General features: G+C 28.5%; 23 protein-coding genes and 3 pseudogenes. All 26 read right to left on the bottom strand.

The features are described from left to right. The coding region (locus TS70_RS03480; protein WP_443028833.1) for an Mbov_0396 family ICE element transmembrane protein at positions 1-791 on the bottom strand (791 nt) is incomplete at its 3' end. Between the two features lie 45 nt (positions 792-836). Next, a complete protein-coding gene (locus tag TS70_RS03475) occupies positions 837-1,145 on the bottom strand; it encodes a hypothetical protein (protein ID WP_198049420.1) in 309 nt (102 codons plus the stop codon). Between the two features lie 16 nt (positions 1,146-1,161). Continuing rightward, complete coding sequence (locus TS70_RS03470; protein WP_198049419.1) at positions 1,162-1,533, bottom strand: hypothetical protein; 372 nt, start codon at positions 1,531-1,533, stop codon at positions 1,162-1,164. A 12-nt stretch (positions 1,534-1,545) separates the two neighbouring features. Beyond that, a complete protein-coding gene (locus TS70_RS03465; RefSeq protein ID WP_198049418.1) occupies positions 1,546-2,418 on the bottom strand; it encodes a hypothetical protein in 873 nt (290 codons plus the stop codon). 10 nt (positions 2,419-2,428) lie between these two features. After that, complete coding sequence (locus TS70_RS03460) at positions 2,429-3,052, bottom strand: hypothetical protein (RefSeq protein ID WP_198049417.1); 624 nt, start codon at positions 3,050-3,052, stop codon at positions 2,429-2,431. 63 nt (positions 3,053-3,115) lie between these two features. Further along, positions 3,116-3,367 carry a hypothetical protein gene (locus tag TS70_RS03455; protein ID WP_040093363.1) on the bottom strand — a complete coding sequence of 84 codons (252 nt, stop codon included), beginning with the start codon at positions 3,365-3,367 and terminating at the stop codon, positions 3,116-3,118. Positions 3,368-3,514: 147 nt separating this feature from the next. Continuing rightward, entirely contained in the window at positions 3,515-3,646 is a 132-nt protein-coding gene (locus TS70_RS08100) for a hypothetical protein (RefSeq protein ID WP_255516859.1), read from the bottom strand. Positions 3,647-3,884: 238 nt separating this feature from the next. Next, a complete protein-coding gene (gene nadE / locus TS70_RS03450; protein WP_174842682.1) occupies positions 3,885-4,637 on the bottom strand; it encodes an NAD(+) synthase in 753 nt (250 codons plus the stop codon). Beyond that, on the bottom strand, positions 4,637-5,941 hold the full coding sequence (obgE, locus tag TS70_RS03445) for a GTPase ObgE (RefSeq protein ID WP_198049416.1): 1,305 nt from the start codon (positions 5,939-5,941) through the stop codon (positions 4,637-4,639). Before obgE ends, nadE begins: the two co-directional genes overlap by 1 nt. Positions 5,942-6,055: 114 nt before the next feature. Further along, complete coding sequence (locus TS70_RS03440) at positions 6,056-6,322, bottom strand: hypothetical protein (protein ID WP_198049415.1); 267 nt, start codon at positions 6,320-6,322, stop codon at positions 6,056-6,058. A 141-nt stretch (positions 6,323-6,463) separates the two neighbouring features. Further along, a pseudogene (locus TS70_RS08845) lies at positions 6,464-6,550 on the bottom strand (DnaJ domain-containing protein); the annotation flags it as partial. Positions 6,551-6,572: 22 nt separating this feature from the next. Further along, positions 6,573-6,647, bottom strand: a pseudogene (locus tag TS70_RS08840) (hypothetical protein); the annotation flags it as partial. Between the two features lie 181 nt (positions 6,648-6,828). Then, positions 6,829-7,476: a chromate transporter gene (locus tag TS70_RS03430; protein ID WP_198049413.1), complete on the bottom strand. Its 648-nt coding sequence runs from the start codon at positions 7,474-7,476 to the stop codon at positions 6,829-6,831. After that, positions 7,476-8,432, bottom strand: coding sequence for a chromate transporter (locus TS70_RS03425; protein ID WP_198049412.1), 957 nt, complete (start codon positions 8,430-8,432; stop codon positions 7,476-7,478). Before TS70_RS03425 ends, TS70_RS03430 begins: the two co-directional genes overlap by 1 nt. A 12-nt stretch (positions 8,433-8,444) precedes the next feature. Beyond that, positions 8,445-9,380, bottom strand: a complete 936-nt coding sequence (miaA, locus tag TS70_RS03420; RefSeq protein ID WP_127092279.1) for a tRNA (adenosine(37)-N6)-dimethylallyltransferase MiaA — start codon at positions 9,378-9,380, stop codon at positions 8,445-8,447. Between the two features lie 245 nt (positions 9,381-9,625). Then, positions 9,626-10,507, bottom strand: a complete 882-nt coding sequence (pstB, locus tag TS70_RS03415) for a phosphate ABC transporter ATP-binding protein PstB (RefSeq protein WP_241460334.1) — start codon at positions 10,505-10,507, stop codon at positions 9,626-9,628. A 3-nt stretch (positions 10,508-10,510) separates the two neighbouring features. Then, entirely contained in the window at positions 10,511-11,113 is a 603-nt protein-coding gene (locus tag TS70_RS03410) for a hypothetical protein (RefSeq protein ID WP_198049411.1), read from the bottom strand. Next, positions 11,101-12,741: an ABC transporter permease subunit gene (locus tag TS70_RS08470; RefSeq protein ID WP_198049410.1), complete on the bottom strand. Its 1,641-nt coding sequence runs from the start codon at positions 12,739-12,741 to the stop codon at positions 11,101-11,103. The genes TS70_RS03410 and TS70_RS08470 overlap by 13 nt, the downstream gene beginning before the upstream one ends. Before the next feature lie 3 nt (positions 12,742-12,744). Then, positions 12,745-13,575 carry a PstS family phosphate ABC transporter substrate-binding protein gene (locus TS70_RS03400; protein WP_232332408.1) on the bottom strand — a complete coding sequence of 277 codons (831 nt, stop codon included), beginning with the start codon at positions 13,573-13,575 and terminating at the stop codon, positions 12,745-12,747. Continuing rightward, positions 13,521-13,643 carry a lipoprotein gene (locus tag TS70_RS08835; RefSeq protein WP_158676126.1) on the bottom strand — a complete coding sequence of 41 codons (123 nt, stop codon included), beginning with the start codon at positions 13,641-13,643 and terminating at the stop codon, positions 13,521-13,523. The genes TS70_RS03400 and TS70_RS08835 overlap by 55 nt, the downstream gene beginning before the upstream one ends. 301 nt (positions 13,644-13,944) lie before the next feature. Further along, positions 13,945-14,598, bottom strand: a complete 654-nt coding sequence (locus TS70_RS03390) for a hypothetical protein (RefSeq protein WP_198049408.1) — start codon at positions 14,596-14,598, stop codon at positions 13,945-13,947. A gap of 168 nt (positions 14,599-14,766) precedes the next feature. After that, positions 14,767-15,602 (bottom strand): IS5 family transposase gene (locus tag TS70_RS03385; RefSeq protein ID WP_105628856.1). Its coding sequence is split into 2 segments (ribosomal slippage): positions 14,767-15,206 and positions 15,206-15,602, totalling 837 coding nucleotides; the frame shifts between segments, so codons are not numbered across the junction. A gap of 66 nt (positions 15,603-15,668) precedes the next feature. Then, a complete protein-coding gene (locus TS70_RS03380; protein ID WP_198049407.1) occupies positions 15,669-16,022 on the bottom strand; it encodes a lipoprotein in 354 nt (117 codons plus the stop codon). An 85-nt stretch (positions 16,023-16,107) separates the two neighbouring features. Continuing rightward, a complete protein-coding gene (locus TS70_RS03375; protein ID WP_198049406.1) occupies positions 16,108-16,419 on the bottom strand; it encodes a hypothetical protein in 312 nt (103 codons plus the stop codon). Positions 16,420-17,938: 1,519 nt separating this feature from the next. Beyond that, positions 17,939-18,034, bottom strand: a complete 96-nt coding sequence (locus TS70_RS07475) for a lipoprotein (protein ID WP_232332407.1) — start codon at positions 18,032-18,034, stop codon at positions 17,939-17,941. 130 nt (positions 18,035-18,164) lie between these two features. Then, positions 18,165-18,555, bottom strand: a pseudogene (locus TS70_RS03365) (MFS transporter); the annotation flags it as partial.

The raw sequence follows: 18,555 nt of genomic DNA, 5'->3' as shown, positions 1-18,555 counted from the left end.
GCCATTGTAAAGCATGAATATGAAGTTAACGTCCCTCATGAAGCAATTAATTTAGTAATACACAAGTTTTTCCATACTCCCGCTGCTTGTCCACCATCGTTTGGCATTTTAGCAAAAACAATTGGGCCAGTAATAAATAAAATAAATAATTCAATTACTTTCCCGGTTAAAGCTAATCCAGTCATTATTAAGGCATATACAAAAAAGTATGTTCCTATTATTTGAATAAACATATTGTACTTTAAAACATTACCAGGCACTCCATAATTGCTTGGTGCCCCTGATGTTTCATCTCATTCAGCATCTCCCAAATGATATAGTACATCAGCAATATTTACATTTTGTGCGCCAAAAATCATTTGAGTTCCATTATTTAAAAATACAATTAATTCATTTGCAACGAAAAAGGCAAATGGAATAATAAAAATAAATAATAAAGCTTTACCAGATCCTTTGAGTGCTTCAAAAAGGGCTGGTTTCATTTTAACAACATCACTATAAATAATTTTAAAATATTGAATCATAAATATTACTACTAAAACAAAGAATGCTAGAATACAAAATCCTCAAAAAACTGATGGAATTCCCGAAAAAGTAAATGTATCAGTTCCATCAAGTTTTTTATTACCAAAAATAAGCGCAAAAATTACTCCACTAGCTAATCAAACTAAAATTTGATTAAATTGACTAATTAATTGTAATGGACCTTGAATAAACATTCCTCAAACTGCAGTATAAATTGCTTTTAAAATTGCATCACCAATTACTGAATCTAAATATAAATGAATCAAACTATCAACTCCTTTCTATTTTCTATTTGATAGTACTAGTTAAAACTATGTTTTAGTTTTAACTACAGATACAATAATTGCTACAATTGAAGATGCCAAACAAATTATAAGTAATCCAATAAATCACCCTAATAGGCCTTCTCAACACTCGCTTCGTTCAGCAGCTGTTTTTGCCTTTTTAAAGCGCCATCCTCAAGTAATTAAGGTTCCAACACTAGCTATTCCAGCAACCACAGCTACTGCAATAAAAAATGGTTTCATTCATGCTCCAAAGGCATCTGCTAAACTCATTCAATCTGGTGGATTAGGAATATCTCCACCATCTGCTAGAAACGGAATATGAATTGTTGCCAAAATTGAAAGAAAAAGATTATGAATTTTCTTTTAACTCCTTAACTGTTTTTCAAATTTCTATACTTTCAGATTTAAAATGCTCTTTTAAATCTTTTAAGTCTAGAATTTCTTCTTTATTTACTCAATTACCATCTTCATTTTTAATTCCCTTTTTTTCTTTAACAGTAACCGTTTTAAAATCACCGTCAACCGGAAATGATAAATTAACATATTTAGCATCGTCTAAGCTTGCTAAATCTTCCATTGTTTTACTTTTTGGAAAAACAAGTTTTTTTGGATAAATAAAGTTTTTACTTTCATCATAATTAATAACTAGAGTTTTCTCTAATTCTTTTTCAATTCTATTTTTATTAATTAATATTGTTTCTCAATTTGTTGTTTCTGACATTTAAGTCACCTCCTATAAAAGTTCACCAAATTCTTGATAACTTTTTTCTACATTATGTAATTTAGTTTTTAAATCATTATTAGTTTTAATTAAATTTTTGTTCTCTTTATTTAAATTTATTACTTGAGAACTTAATCGATTTAATTTTTCTGTTAAATTTGCGATTGTAGCTTTATTTTCAATGACTACTTTTTTAAATACTTCGTTTTCTTTCTGAACTTCAATTCCAATAGATTCAAGTTTAGTAACATACTGCTTTTCATTTTCAATAGTGCGTAAATTCTCTTGAATTTTTTCTTGACTAAAAACTTGATCTTGATATAACTCATTACAAATTCAAGTTTCAATTTGATAATTTGGATCATCAAGTTTGGCAATTAATTCTTCAGCATCAATATCCACTCAATCGGTTCAATAATGACCATCACCAGTTAAATCATCTTCAATATCATCAGTTGGACAATAGCCATTAGCTGAAAATGTATATTCTGGATTTTTACTATAAATTTCTTTAATTTCTTTTATTGCTTGTTTTCGATCAAGAGCTTCTTCAATAAAACCTGATGCAGGAAATAATTTATTAAAATTAACTACATTATATTCTCTAATATCTGTTGGCAAAGCATCTATGTTTTTATAAAAACTTTCTTCATCAAATTCTTTGTACTCATTTAAAGTACTTATTAATAATCTAATATTTAAATTTTGGCAAATAGCTTGAAATTCTTGATTTCCGATATCTATTGTAAAAATATTACTATCTAATGAATTTACTCTTTGATTTCGAGAATAAAAATATTCATTATCAATTTTTTTCCATAATTCTAGCAACGTCTTTAATCGATATGGATGACTATATTCTCTGTAATTGACTGTTAATTCCATGATTATTCTCCTAAACTGTTAAAGCAGGTTTAACTACTTTTTGTTTTTTTAATTTTTTATTTGCAGTTTTTAAATTTGCATTTTCTTTACGTAATGTTGCAACTTCTTTTAACAAAAGATTCAGTTTTTCATTAGCTTCTGCTAATTTTTTCTTTTCATTAAGAAGTTCATTTTTTAATATTTCAATTTCAGATAATTCAACCTTTTTAGCTGAGGGCTTTTCAACATTTAAACTAGTTTGTTGTTCTTGCTGAGTATCTTCAATTTTGTTTTTTAAATTTGAAGTAATTAGTTCAGTTTGTCTTTTTGCATCAACTGTTTCTGCTAAAACATTTCTAAGAGTTTCTTTGCTAATTTGCTCTTTTTTTAAATCCCATTTTCATTTCTTCATTAAAAATGGTTTTTTAACCTGATTATATTTGTCATCTCATTTTTTAATTCTTTTGGCTACTTTTAAAGCTTTTTCTTGCGCTTTATTACTTTTTTTACTTTTGCCAATAGTTATAAAATTACCATTATTTAGTTTTAAAGTAATTACTTTAGTATCTGTATTTCATTCATATACATGTTTACCAATAACTGATCCATTATTGTTGACAATATAGTCATTTAAATTTAATTGTTTTCTGTCCATAATATTTGTCTCACTTTCATAAATATATATTTATAAAAATAAGTAAAGATAAATAATTAATATCTATGGCTGTAATTGCTTTTTATTTTGTGCAGCTAATTGACGATCAGCTTCCTGTTGATTTTTAAAATTAATTGATTTTTCACGTGATAATTTAGGATTGTTTTTAATTTCAACAACTTTATCACGTTCCGGTTGTAAATGGGTACACAAGTTTTTAAATGATACTTTATTGTATACAAACTTTGATTTTCCTGTTAATGTGTCAAATTCTGGTGTTTTAATTGAAATTTGTACATCTTTTTCAGGATTCATTGCAATTCGAATAAAGTTATATTCAGTAGCTTTGGCATTTTTATTAACTCAATTTGATAAATGAATTTTGCCATCAGTGCTTACTTCTTGTGTATCATTTACTAAATGTTTTTTAAAACATGAAGATAAAACATTAAATGTTTGATCCTAAGCGTATTTAATTTTGGCAAATTCTTGCTCTGTTTCTTTACCATTAACACTAACTTTTTTAGTGAAAAAACCTTGAAAACTTGTTTTTGGTAAATCTAAATTCATTAATTTATTTTCTTTTTGTTCCATATTTTTATTCCTCATATCTTTCCATTAATATTTCCATAACCTATAAAATTATTATTTATCTTACTTATTTTGTTAACTGAAATAGAAAAATCACACTTATAAGACAAAAAAGTCTCGTAAGTGTGATTACCAGTTAGTATAATTATACGCTTTATTCTAACTTAGTCAAACTTAACCTGTTAAATGATCTTAACTGTTGGAATAAAAATATTTCATTATGTTTATGCTTTCATAATTTTTACTTTTTTGATTCGTTAATTAAAGAACTAAAAACAACTGGTGGTGCTTTTGGTAATTGCCGTTTATGTTCTGAACCTTGATGCAAATGTTGAATTCGGTTTGCTGCCGCGGCTGGAACTGGTTTTCCTTGCAAATAAGCATCTAACTGGTGATAACTAACACCCATTTCTTGTTCATCTGTTTGTGCTGTTCATAATCCCGCTGTTGGGGGACGCATAATAATTTCAGTTGGAACCTCCAATAAATGTGCTGCTTGTTGGACTTCACCTTTCAACAAGTGAATAAGTGGCACTAAATCAACTCCCCCATCACCATATTTGGTAAAATAACCAACATGTCATTCATCAGCATTATCCGTTCCTAACACCAAGTAGTTATGACTTTGTGCTAAAGCATATAAGGTTGTCATTCGTAATCGTGGTTTAATGTTACTTAATGCTAATTGGTGTGGTGGTAATGCTAAAGTTGTCACTAATTGATCATATGTTGATGATAAATCAACAATTTGATGGTTTAACTGGTGTTTATTAATTAGTAAATTTGCACATTCTTGGTCAAATTGATCAGAATGACAAGGCATAATAACCGTTAAATGTTGTTCAGGAAAAGCTTTTTGTCCTAATAACCCAACCACAGCAGAATCAATTCCACCAGATAGACCAATAACAACCCCATCACAATGTGCTTTTGTTACTTCTGATTTGATTCAATCAGTTAAATATGTTAAATATTGTTTTAAATCTTTCATCATTATCCATCCCATTCTAATTCGTAATCAAAAATTCGAACAACATCTCCTTGTTGTGCTCCTTTTGCTCGTAACATTTCAAAAACTTTTAAGTCTTGTAATTTTTTATTAAATAATAATAAATTATCATATGTTGTGATTGGTGTTTTTTGATATGCTTTTTGAACAGCGGGACCACTCACTTTTCAAACACCATTGCCAAGATTATCGACAACTACTTCTGTTTCAATTGGTGTCCTATAAGTATATACCTTATAATCTTCTTGTTCTGTGGGTAGTTCATCTAATTGTCATAAAGCTTTATTTTCATTAATTGTTGCTAAAGTAGCACCAATTTGATTTACTAACAATGTTAAATTTTGATTTTTTAAACCACTAATCTCAATAATCTCAGCACTTGGCATCTGCGCTTTAAACTTTACTAAATTTGCTGGAGAAATTTCAAGGTCCATTTTATTTGCCACAATAATTTCTTTGCGGAGTTCTAATTTATAATTATAATCTTTTAATTCACTTTTAATGTTTAAATAATTTTGATAAACATCTTCTGTTCCATAATTTCCGGACATATCTAAGACATGCACAATTAATTTACAACGCTCAATATGGCGTAAAAAGTCATGTCCTAACCCTTTTCCCTCCGCAGCGCCCGCAATTAATCCTGGTAAGTCGGCAACAACAAAACTATCATTATTTTGATCACGAACAACTCCTAGTTGCGGTGTTAAAGTTGTAAAGGGATAATCAGCAATTTGGGGTTTTGCTTTTGAAATTTTAGCTAATAATGTCGACTTACCAGCATTTGGTAATCCAACAAGTCCAACATCAGCTAAAACTTTTAATTCACAACGAATTTCTAATGTTTTCCCTAAATCACCTGCTTCAAAAATGGTTGGTGCTTTATTTTTTGCATTCGCAAAACGAGCATTACCACGACCACCTTGTCCCCCTTTCGCAAGAACAAGCTCTTGCTGATGAGCAACAATATCGCTAATAACTTCATTGGTTTCATTATTATAGATTAATGTTCCCAATGGTACTTTAATATATTTGTTAGTAGCATTTTTCCCATGCATATTTTTAATTGTACCATTTTCGCCATCAAGAGCTTTAATTTCACGTTGATACTTTAAATCTAATAAGGTGTTCATTCCTTCATCCCCAACAAAGATAATGCTACCGCCATCACCACCATCACCACCCGATGGTCCTCCTTTGGGAACATACAATTCACGATGAAAAGCAACCGCTCCATCGCCGCCTTTCCCTGCAAATAATTTAATTGTTGCAACATCAATAAATTTCATCGTTCTTCCTTTTCTTAAATCCATTATTATCATTATACTAAAAGAAAACGAACAATTTGTTCGTTTTTTTGTTATTTTTGCTTTTTATGAACAAAGGCTAGTAAAGAACTAACTTTAACCGAACGCCCCCCGTTCACCACCAGCATAGCCAGCATGGCCAACACGGTGAATTGTTACTTTTTGCTTTGGCTTTGATAAACTTGGTAAGTAAACAACAATTATTTTTTGTTCTTCATACCGACCAAAACCACTACAAGTCGAACAGAAATAATCAAAATCATTTTCAAGGTAATACCCTGTTCCATCACAAATTTTGCAATTTTCTTCAACTAATAAAGTAACATTAGCTTTCCCTGAACTAATAACATTAACTGCTTTCAAAACAACTTTCCCAACTAGTAATGGTCCTTTTTTTGGTTTTTTAAAGCGTTTTTTTAATCAAACTTTATCATTAAAATCAAAAAAATAATGATGTTTTACATCATCAAAACTAGGAACAAATAAACTTTCATCATACTCTTGTTTTGTTTTATGATTTGATAAAATTTCATATGCTTCAGTAATTTCGCGAAACTTGTTTTCAGCATTTTTCTCTTTCGAAATATCTGGATAATATTTTTTTTGCTAAACGACGAAAATTTTCTTTTATTTCTTCAGCAGAAGCAGTTGATGATATTTCTAATATCTTATAATAATTCTTATTCATTATTTTCCTCTTATTAAAAATAGTCTATTAATAAAATTATTATTAAATATAATTTTTGTAAGTAAAAAATATTACTGTAGTCATATCTAGTTAAATATAAAATAGTTTTTAAGTTTTGACATTTTATATTATATCAAAAAATTCTAATAATTTAATAGTTATTTACTAGAAATACCTGAAATTAATGGATAAAATAAAAGATACAGAACCCAATAACCCCCGATCCTAAAATTACTCATAACGGATTAACTTTTTTATACTTTAGAAAAATGAAAACAGCTAAACTAAAATCAACAATAAAATAAACACTTACTTTAACAATTTCAACCCAATTACCTGTAATAAAACTATAGGGTCCTGTTTTTGCAGTTCCCCCATATAAATTAAAATTAGCAACTGAAAAAATCAAATCAATAATTAAATAAAATAGAATTACAATAATAGCTGGTTTTAATAATTTTGCAATGTACCCAAATTGTTTGCTTTCCATTGAAACATGTTTATCAACGCTAACCATAATAATTGTTGCTGGCAAGGTAATCACAACATAAGATATAATCATTACTAATAGTGATAGCCCAAAGTTTTGTTTTGAAACTAAAATTGATAAATAAGCCGTTAAATGAGTAGATACTGGTCCTGGAGTTACTGATGAAAAAATTAATCCTCAATTTCAGTCTTGCACAGTAACTAATTCATTTGCAACTGTTGGCGTTAAAATTAGCGTAAATAACGAATTAAAAATAACATAAAAAACTTGTCCACCACCAAAAGTAGTAATTCCGACTAAAAAACAAATAATAATATAAAGAATAATATTTAATACCATTATTTTTGTCCTCTTTGTGGTCTATTTTTATAACTATAAACAATTAAACTAATTATCAACATTACAATAACAACAATTGCTGGAATATTATAAGGAGCTGGAACCGCCACTAAAAAAATAATTCAAAAAATCATAATTGGTAAAGAAACAAATAATGTAATTTCTTTCATCGAAGAACGAAACATTTTAATAATTAAAACAAAAATTAAAGCTAAAATAACGGGCATAATGGCTAATGATATGTATGCCAAATATAACTCAGGAATAGCATTTTGCAAAATAACAGTCAAAACTCCAACTAATAACATTAGAGGAAAATTAGCTCACAAAGAAGCTGCTAATGCCCCCCATCACCCGTAAAGTTGATAACCAATCACAGCAGGAACTTGAATTGTTGCTGGTCCTGGCAAAGCATTTGATAAAATAACAATTTTATCAAAATATTCTGCACTAATTCATCCTTTCTTTTCAACAATTTCAGAAAAAATAATTGGTAGCATCGCATTCCCGCCACCAAAACCAATAAAAGCAATCTTAATAAACATTAAAACAATTGTTCAAAATAAATGTGGTTGTAAAATATTTAACTTTTGATAGTTAACTTTATTATTCTTTTGTAATGTTTTAATTTGTGTTTTAACTTCACTTTTATTAGCCTTGGTAGTACTCTTTTTTAAGTTTGTTATTGTCATAAGATTTAAATTAATTATTGTTTTTACTTCTAGAATCTGTTCAGTAAAAAAATGATTTGCATTTAAATAATAGCGATGAAGTTCTTGTTGATACTCTTTCTTAAGGTTTTTTCTTTTTCTTCGTCACCCTTGTTCTTTTGCTGCTATTAATTTTGTTTTTTTGATAACATAATAATCTTTTCGCATTTGTTCATTAGTTTTTATGTGATGACGTTTTGTTTGAACCATTTCTGCAAATGATTGCAAATCTGACGGAATTTTCATATGGGGGGCCTCCTATTTTAAATAATGACTATTTTGTAAATCAAGAATAATTTGGTGACAAACATCCTTAAATTGTTCATAATGGAATGGGTATCAATGAACATTTGTTAATTGATGTTTAAATCATGTTATTTGTTTCTTTGCATAAATTTTATTAGCTTGTACCATTGCTGCTAATGCTGCTTCATAAGAAATTTCTCCTTTTAAATACTGGATAATTTCTGGACAACCAATAATTTTCATGCTTTGTTTTGTTACATCATAATTACAATATTCATATGCTGCTTTAACCTCAGCAAATAAACCTCGTTCTGTCAAGGTTAAAACACGATCAGCAAGATGTTGATATAGTTCTGCTTTATCGGGCAATAACCCAATAATGTATGGCTCAGCATACCAATCATTATGTGCTTGATCATTGCTTGATTTTAAAGTTCCTGTTTGAAAGTAATACTCTAATGCGCGTCAAACTCGTTTCCGATTATTAGGATGAATTTTAGCACTTTCTTGTGGATCAATTGCTGCTAATTTTTCTCATAAGACTTGATTTGAATCTTGTTCATATTCTTTTGCTTTTGTTAAATCACGACCTTGATTAGAAAATTTATATTTTTTTAATAAAGCATTAATATATAAGCCACTACCACCAACAACAATTGGCAATTTGTCTTTTGCTCAGAGTTGTTTTAACACAACTTGTCCTTGTTCTTGGTAAGTACTAATGGAATAATTATCATTTAAATCAATTGTTGATAATAAATGATGGGGAATTCCTGCTTGTTCAGCGGGTGTTATTTTATTTGTTGCAAGATTCAACCCATTGAAAATTTGCGTTGCATCAGCATTAACACATTCTCCCTTAAATTGTTGGGCAACTTGAATTGATAAATCTGTTTTACCACTTGCTGTTGGTCCAACAATTAAAATAACTTTTTTTTCACCAGTCAAACCTCCCTAATCTCATTATAAATATAACTAATTTTTAATGAATAATCTACTTTTTCAAATGAAAAAACTAACAACAAGTGTTAGTTTCGTTTTGCTTTTAAATAACTCTGAACCGCTTTAAGTGCTTGGGTGTAGAGTTATTGATTTATATAGCGGTTAATAACCCCAAACACACCTTAACGTTATAATAAACGTAGAAAACTGTCCTTGCGGACAATTATATTTTATCATATATTTTATTTCTTTTAACCAAAACGTCCTGTAATGTAATCTTCTGTTTTTGTTTCGTGCGGATGTGAAAATAATAGTGCTGTTTTATTATATTCAATTAACTCTCCCATTCAAAAGAAAGCAGTATAATCCGAAATCCGAGCTGCTTGTTGTAATGAATGCGTTACAATAATAATCGTAAAATCCTTTTTTAAATCAGAAATTAACTCTTCAATCTTTGCAGTTGCAATTGGATCTAACGCACTTGTTGGTTCATCCATTAGTAAGATTTCTGGTTTTAAAGCAATTGCGCGGGCAATGCAAAGTCGTTGTTGTTGTCCCCCTGATAAACTCAATGCTGAGTCCCGCAAATTATCTTTAACTTCATCTCATAATGCTGCTTGTCGTAATGATCCTTCAACAGTTTGGTCAAGAATTCTTTTATCAAAAATTCCTAAACTTTTTAAACCAAAAGCAATATTTTCATAAATTGATTTTGGAAAAGGATTTGGTTTTTGAAACACCATCCCAATTTTAGTCCGTAATGAAATAATATTTTGGCGATATTGATAAATGTTTTTATCATTATACATAATTGCTCCACTCATCTTTGTCCCTTCAATTAAATCATTCATTCGATTAATTGCTTGTAATAAAGTTGATTTTCCACAACCTGAAAGGCCAATTAAAGCAGTAACTTTGTTTTTTAAAATGTTTAAATTAATATCAAATAACGCTTGTTTTGTCCCAAAATTATAATAAAAATTAAACTTTTCAATTCCTAAAATTACATTTTTTGGTAAAACAGTTGGCACTTTTAATAGGTCATATTGATGTTGATTTATTAAGCGCCGAAAAAGTTTTTTAAATCATTGTTTAATTTTATTCTGCGAAGTTTGTGTTGTTTTTTTCATCATAATTTATTCCATTTCCTCTTGTAAGTTTTGAATCTTATGTTCTAAAGCAGTAATTGACAATTGATAATTATCCCGTTTTTGCTGATGATTAATACCTTCTGCTTGGCTCTTTAACTTTGTCAACTTTGTTTGATACAATTGCAATAATTGTTCATTGTAAGTTTTTACTTTTACAGTAATTTTTGCAGTTTTATTTGAATTATACCCAGATTTTTGCAGTTGTTTTTTTCAAGCATTTTTTCGTCCTAATAAAGAACCACAATAACATTTAACTAAAGTACTAATTGTTGTTCATCATTTTGGTTGCCGATTATTTTCAAACGATCCAATAATTTTAACAAAAATATTTAATGCCAACACAAATAAAATAATAATAAAGGACAAATGATGAATCATATGGTTTGTTAATTCAGTTAATGAAACTTGGAGTTGATTAGAAACAACTAGTAATAGCCCTGGTTCATTAACTAATTGAAAAACTTTTACCGTTAACGTTGTTCCAATATCGTTAAAACTAGTTGGAATAAAGGGTGAAGAAGTTAAGATAATAAGCACTGGTGCCGTTTCTGTAATAATCTTACTAATTGCAAAAATTACTCCTGTCACAATGCCCCCCCTTTGGCATTTGGTAAAGCAACTTTACAAACCATTCCAATCTTACTTGTTCCCAATGCTAAAGCAGCATCGCGATATTCTTGCGGCACATTCCGAAGGGCATCTTCAACCACACGAATAATAATCGGCAACGTCATTATAAAAAACATTAATCCGGCTGATCAGAAATTATGGCCTAATTGTAACCCCACAACAAGAACAACATAACCAAAAATAGCAAAAACACTTGATGGCGCAACAAGAGCATCAGTTGAAAATTGAATTAAAATTACTAAACGACTATTTTTACGCGCATATTCACTTAAGCAAATTGCCGTAATAATTCCAATTGGAATTGATAAAAATGTTCCTGTAAAAATTAACATAAGCGTTGAAATGATTAGTGGTGGCAATTCATAATAGCCAATAAAAGCACTTGCATTAAACTGCGATAAATAACCTATTGCAGCAAAGCCATTGCTAATAATATTTAAAATAATTCAAGCAGCAAAACTAATGGTTACTAAACAAACTATTATCATTCAAAAAATCCGACAATAATTCATTGTTTTATTATAATAATTAGTTGATATTTTTTTATTAATTAAAGCTAAAAAACTTTCTTGCGATAAGGTTGATGAATGTTTTTCGTCTCTTAACATCTTAGTTAAAGGTTGGGGTTGTTTTTGTTTTCACCCACGGATTAAATGCTTCCCCCGTTCTTTTTGGCGTTGAATTTTATACGTCGCTAAAATAATAATATTCAAAATTGAAACCATCAATAATAAAATTAATCCTAACGCAAATAAAGCCGAACGATGTAAACTAGCAACATGTTCAGGCAATTCGATCCCAATTTGTGTGGCTAAAGTTGCAATTGGACTAAATAAAAAACCTCAAAAACCTTCTTTTAAATTAGGAATTTGTGCCGCCATTCCCGTTAATAAAATCATTGCTGTCACTTCACCAATTACACGACACATTCCAAAAATTACAGCCCCAATTATTTTTGTCTTTGCCGCTTTTTTAACAACTTTAAAAGCGGTATATGTTCGTGATGCACCCATTGCCAAAGCAGCAAAACGATATGATTTAGGAACACTTAAAAAGGCATTTGCTGATAACGCAAAAATTGTTGGTAAAGCTAAGAAAGCTAAAATAACACCTGCTGTTAATAAATTGGTTGGACCAGTAGCTCCCATCCGTACAAACAACATTCCAATTGTTTCCCGACCAAACACCGCAAATAAAACTGGGGGAATTCCAGTTAATAATTCAATAATAAAGATAATAAAAGTTCTTAGTCGCGGTGATAAAAATTCGGTTACAAAAAGAGCGGTTAAAATTGCTAACGGAGCCGCAATGATAATCGCTAATGTTAAAACTAAAATTGTACCAACAATAAACGTTAAAGCACCAAACTGGTATTCTCCTGTTTCATTATTAATAACCCATTTAGTTCCTGTTAAAAAATTTCAAAATCCTTGGTAACGTAACGCCGGAATCGAACTAGCAACAATAAAATAAATAATTAAAAAGACAGCAATAATGCCACATAATGAAAATAAAGTAATTATTACTTTTGCAAGACGATCAGTAATTTGTTTCCGTTTAAAGATATTACTATTAATCTGCTGCATAAATTAATCTAAGGTTGGTAAATCAGAAAAAAGATTTGTTCCATATCATTCTCAAGCCGGAACTAGTTCATCAGCTTGAATTGCTTGTTGACCCTTTTCTTTATTTTTTAAGAACAACAGAAAATCTTTAACTAATGATAAATTTTTATTATCTTTTAAACGAAATGTCAGTTCAAAATAACGTTTTAAACCATAATCTGTTTGTAAAGTTGCAGGTGATGCTGCAATGCCCTTATATTTCAAAATACTTAAGTTAGCTTCAGATACTAATTTTTTCGCACCATATGAAACATACCCGATTGCCCCCTGAACATTCTTTACTTCTTGAATTGCCGCAGCAGTATTATTTGCTGTTCGTAACTGGGAACTAAATTCTTTAATCTGTAATTTTGCTTGGAAAACATCACGTGTTCCTGAATTTTGTTCACGATTAATTGGAATAACTTTTGTTGAAGATTGACATCCTAACAAGTCACCTCAGGTTTTTGTTGTTCCTTGATAAATTTGTTGCAAAATATTAACCTTACTACTAACAAGATCTAATTCTGAATCTGATTGCTTACAATCTGATGGTAAATTGGCAATTAACAAAATACCATCAATGGCAAATTTCAGACCAGCATACGGAGCTTTTGTAAACTCTGGTTTTAAAACTCGTGAAGTAAAACCAAGCACTAAAGTATTATCTTTAATCCCCGTTTCACCACCACTAGAACCACTGCTATTGTAAGCAACTCTAATATCATGTTCTTGGGTAAATTTTTTTAAAACAGAATTCATTAAGCCTTGAACTGATGTTGATCCACCAAACAAATAAGTTGGTTTTTTTGACAACTAATAACACTAATCGCACTCGTACTACTCAATGTTATTGCTGTTAATAATCCTAAAATTTTCTTCAAATCATTATCCTCTAAATTATTCTGGTAATTTAATTAATATTACCTAATATTCAACGGTCAAAATGTAAACTTTAAAACTGTTTACAAGATAATTTTTATTTAAAACTAGTAAAAATGCAAGAAAATGAAATCTTTATCAAATTTATTTCCATCTTAAAATAACTTATCGCAAGAAATTTGCTTAAATTAAATACCATAACGCTAGGATTTTCTCCAGTATTACCTAACTATTTTTAAGATAAAAACATCAAATTTAATTATCAATGAAAAAAGAGATTAAGTCTCTTTTTTCATATTAAAACTAATTCTCACTATGTAAACCTAATAAACTAGAAATAACAAAGTTTCCAATAAGATAACTTGAAATACGTCCATAAATGTCAGCAACAACTAATTTAACACCAACTGTTTGCTCAATTGGTAAAATTGGCAAGTTTTCAAAAATATTGGCATTACTTTCAACGATTGGGTGTCCATCAACAAAGTATTTTGTTCACTTGTTTGGATCTGATGTTGTAAAAGCAAACGTAATCCCCGCAATATCTGGACTAATAATATTTTGACTATCATTTTCATTTCAAATTGCTCTTAATTTAACATTATACTCATTGTTAACTTCTGTTAAAAAAGTATTAAGTAAGATATGATAAAAAATCCCTTGATCAAATTTAGTATTTCCATTATAACGTGCACTCTTTGAATTTAATGATCACGCATGAGCATCTTTAAATCAATCATTTGGATTATTACTACGAACTTGGTCAACATATAATCAACGTTTTTTATCAATTAAATTTTTGTTTCAAGAACTACCATCAAAATAATTTACTAATTGATTTAAATCACTCACGGTTTGATTTTTACTTTTGGCGTCTAAATATCAATTATATTTTTCAACAACTTTTGGTCACGGTTGACTAATCATATCATGCGAAGATAATAAACTTTTCTGCATATATTAGACTTCTTGCATTACTTGTTAAAAAATTGCAAATATTTGTAAAAAAGATACTAATAGAAAAATATAATTTTAATTAATTATGTTTTTTATTTAAAAATTTAATATTTTTCCACAACGAAAAATTAATTTATTATTTAAATTATTTAATTTTAAATAAATATTTTATGTTAAATATAATAATTGTAAATTATAAATTGAGGCAATTAAATTAAATCTTAAACCAAATCTTTTTCTTCGATTACGATATTTTTCTGTAATAATTTTAAATTTTTTAAGAATAGCAAAAATATTTTCAATAATAATTCTCATTTTTGAAACTAGTCTATTATATTGCTTTTGTTCTTTGTTTAAAGGGTTTTTCTTTGTTTTCTTTGTAGGTATTAGAACATTATTGTGATTTTTTTGTATTCCTTGATAACCACTATCAACTATTAATTTGGTATTTTTTAAAATTGGGATTTTTGATTCTTTAAATAAAGCATAATCATGTTTTTTTCCGAGCGAAAAACTTGTTGCAATAATTTTTTTGGTTTCTTGTTCGATAATTACTTGTGTTTTGATCGTGTGTTTTTTCTTTTTACCAGAATAAGATTGTTTTTGTCTTTTTTTGGGCGTTGGATTGGAGTTTCGGTAGCATCAATAATAATAGTTTTATCATTAAAATAATCATTTATTAGTGCTTTTTTACCAGCAAGTTGTTGAAAATCAGAGTTTTTAATTAAAATATCTTCAATTCACTTAATATTACGATAACAATTAGCCTCACTAATATCAAAACTTTTACCAAGATGAAAATAAGTCTGATATTCTCGTCAATATAATAAAGTCATCAATAATCTATTTTCTAATGATAATTTATTAGTTTTACCACCTTTTTTAAATTTTTCTATTTCAGCAACTTTTAAAATATCTAACATTTTATTAAAAGTGGATTTTTTTATTCCTGTTAATCTTAACCATTCTCTATCATTAAGAGTATTAAATTTATTATTGTTCATATTTTTATGTCCTCATAAATTATATTTTATAATAATATTTTAATAAAAAAGGGTATCGCAAGAAGTCTATTCTAAAGTATCTTTTTTGATTGCTACATTATTATTCAACTTTTGTTGCATTGCTAAATATTGCTGTGCTTGATTAAATAGATTATGTGAACTTGACTTTACCGTCATAATATTTTTAACTGGTTCAAAGTTAGGATTTGATCACTCATCAAGATTATAATCAAATAATGACTTAATTTTAGCATCTTTGTCATTACTTAAAACAGCATTATTAATTGCTTTCTTTGTATTTTCTGAAATTTTATTATTTGAAATATAAGGTAGGTCAAGAACTGGACTGCAACCAGCAACTCATGTTACTGAAGTAGCTAAAATGCCAACTGCAGTAAAAACACTTAACAATTTTTTCATTCCCACTATCTCCTTTACCAAAAATATCATTTTTGGTATTGCATAATTAATATTATATTATTTTTTCCATAAATACAAGATTAATTTATCTTTTTTCTCAAATTGGGTGTGCTTCCGTAACTTTCATCATTGTTGCTTTAATAATTTTATCACTTTTAATATTAATTGGTTTTTGGAATTCCTTTTTGTTATCTGTTTTTGTAACCTCTTGGACCGCTGCTTTTCAATCATTTAATGACCCACGACGAACTTTAGCATTTTTTCAATGCATTGCAAAACAATTATTAACCTCTAATTTACCACCTTTTTCTAATGGCAATAATGGTTCAATAACTCACCCAAATTCTGTTTCTTTGTTTAATTCACCAAGTTTAATAAATGCTCCGGCAAATATCACGGCGAAATAATAAATTATTACGTTCCCCACCACGAGCAGTGTTATCTCAAGATAAAGAAAATTGTTTCGGTGGACAGGGTGAATAATATATATTATTTGTTATTGCATTAACACCAAATTGAAATCTTACAAAATATAATCATTCTTTTTCAACATAGATTGCTCTATCCTGATCCAAACGAGGAATTATATTATCTGATTTTATTGAAAACTTATCAATATCTGGCAATTTGCTATTTATTGGATCATCTTTGAATGTCTCTAATAAATAATCTCAAAAATTATTATCCTTTCAATATTCATTTTTTAATTTATAAACTAGAGTATTATATACATTAAGTTTTAAGAAAATAGCTACTTCTTTATTTATTTTAATATCCCAAGTAATTTTNTANTATTNATAAAAANTAGTAATAATATTCCCAAAATTTTTAATTTTATTAATCATTCCCTCACGAGTAATTCCAATATTAATATAAAACGGTTTTCCATCATTTAAAACACTTCCTCGTAAAGGAACTCCGGCGACTAAAACATTTGCTAAATTAACCTTAAATTGCCCTAACTGTAATTTTGGTCCTGATGTACTTGTTAAAATATTTAATTTCTTCCCATAATATTCTAAAAAGTTTTCAGGAGTTAATTTATCTGGTGCATAACCAGTATTAACTCACGTATATTTTTCATCCTCTGGTAGTCGTGGCGTCACCCCATTTGTATCAGGATTAATAATTGCTGTTAATAAAGTTAAAATTTCTTTATCAGGAGCATAAGTGATAATTTTACGGATATCACCAAGTTCCTCATCACCTTGTAAAGCAGTATCTAATTCCTTTTGAACAATCATATCCACCATACTATGATCAAATGCATAATTTAAATCAAAATTATCATAAATCTTTCTATAAGCTGGATTTTGATCAACAATAATATCACCACTATTTATGTTAAAAGATTTAACAATAGCTTTTGACACTGCCCCCGTCACAGCACTTAAAATTTTTGACATCCGAGAACCATCATTAGTAATGGTATACTGAATCATCAAAAGAACACGTGTTTTTAGTGTTTTAAATTGAATTTCAATTTCTAGTTTAAAATCTAAGCGAACTCCTTTTAAACCATTCGTGTTAATTCTTGTCATTGCTCCTAACTTATCAACATCAATATAGTTTAAATTAAACTTCATTGTATTCTGATTAATTGTCATTGGAAAACTGTCATAATAATAGTTTGAATACTCATGAGCAATTTCATAATTAACCCTATCAAAAACAGTCATAAAACTATTCATTAACATCGATAAAACGGGTGCAACCATCTTATCATTAAAATCTAATTCTTGTATTGCTTTATCACTACTTACAATAGAAAATAATTTTTCAAATTCAGGAATTGAATAATCTCTAATATCAATTAGCGTTTCTTCGGTTTCATATTGTTGAATAACATCAGTAATTCATCTTGTAATCACATTTAGAATTTTCAAATCTCCTTGATAATCAAAACCCCCACGTTCTTATTCTGACATATTGTTTGTTTGACAACTAATAACAGTATTAACTGCTGTTGTTGTTAAAGACAACCCCATTAACAAAGTTAATATTTTCTTCATTCTTAAATTCTCCTATCTTTTTATTATACTAAAAAAATAAAAAAAGGAAAAGAATTATCCTTGCTTAAATATTATTATCACCAAAGAACATATTATACTAAATTAAAATATAAGTTAAAAATAAACTAAACTAAATATTTCCCAATTCTCGTCAACGGAACGAAGTTTTATTCAGTTTTTTTACCTCCCTTTTATTTAGACAATAAAGGATTATTCCACATATTAAACCAATTAAAACACTGCCAATAGCAATCATTAATAAGATTTGAATTCCTTCTAAATTATAACCTTTTGTTTGTTGATCGGTGAATGATTTTCCAATTGCTCCAGCAACATAATTAAACCAAGCATCAGGGGTAAATGCTAAAAATGAAATAACAGCTAATGTGTTAGCATAACTATTTTTTTCCATTGGTAATTTCCCAATTTGGACAAACCGTAAAGTCAGTAATGCTCATCCAATACAACCAATAAAAATAAATAAAGCACACATAATAACATGAAATAACACTTTGGAATGA

This window comes from Spiroplasma sp. hyd1 (genome assembly GCF_016082235.1).
Classification (GTDB): Bacteria; Bacillota_I; Bacilli_A; order Mycoplasmatales; family Mycoplasmataceae; genus Spiroplasma; species Spiroplasma poulsonii.
This window is presented reverse-complemented; position numbering and strand designations above follow the sequence as displayed.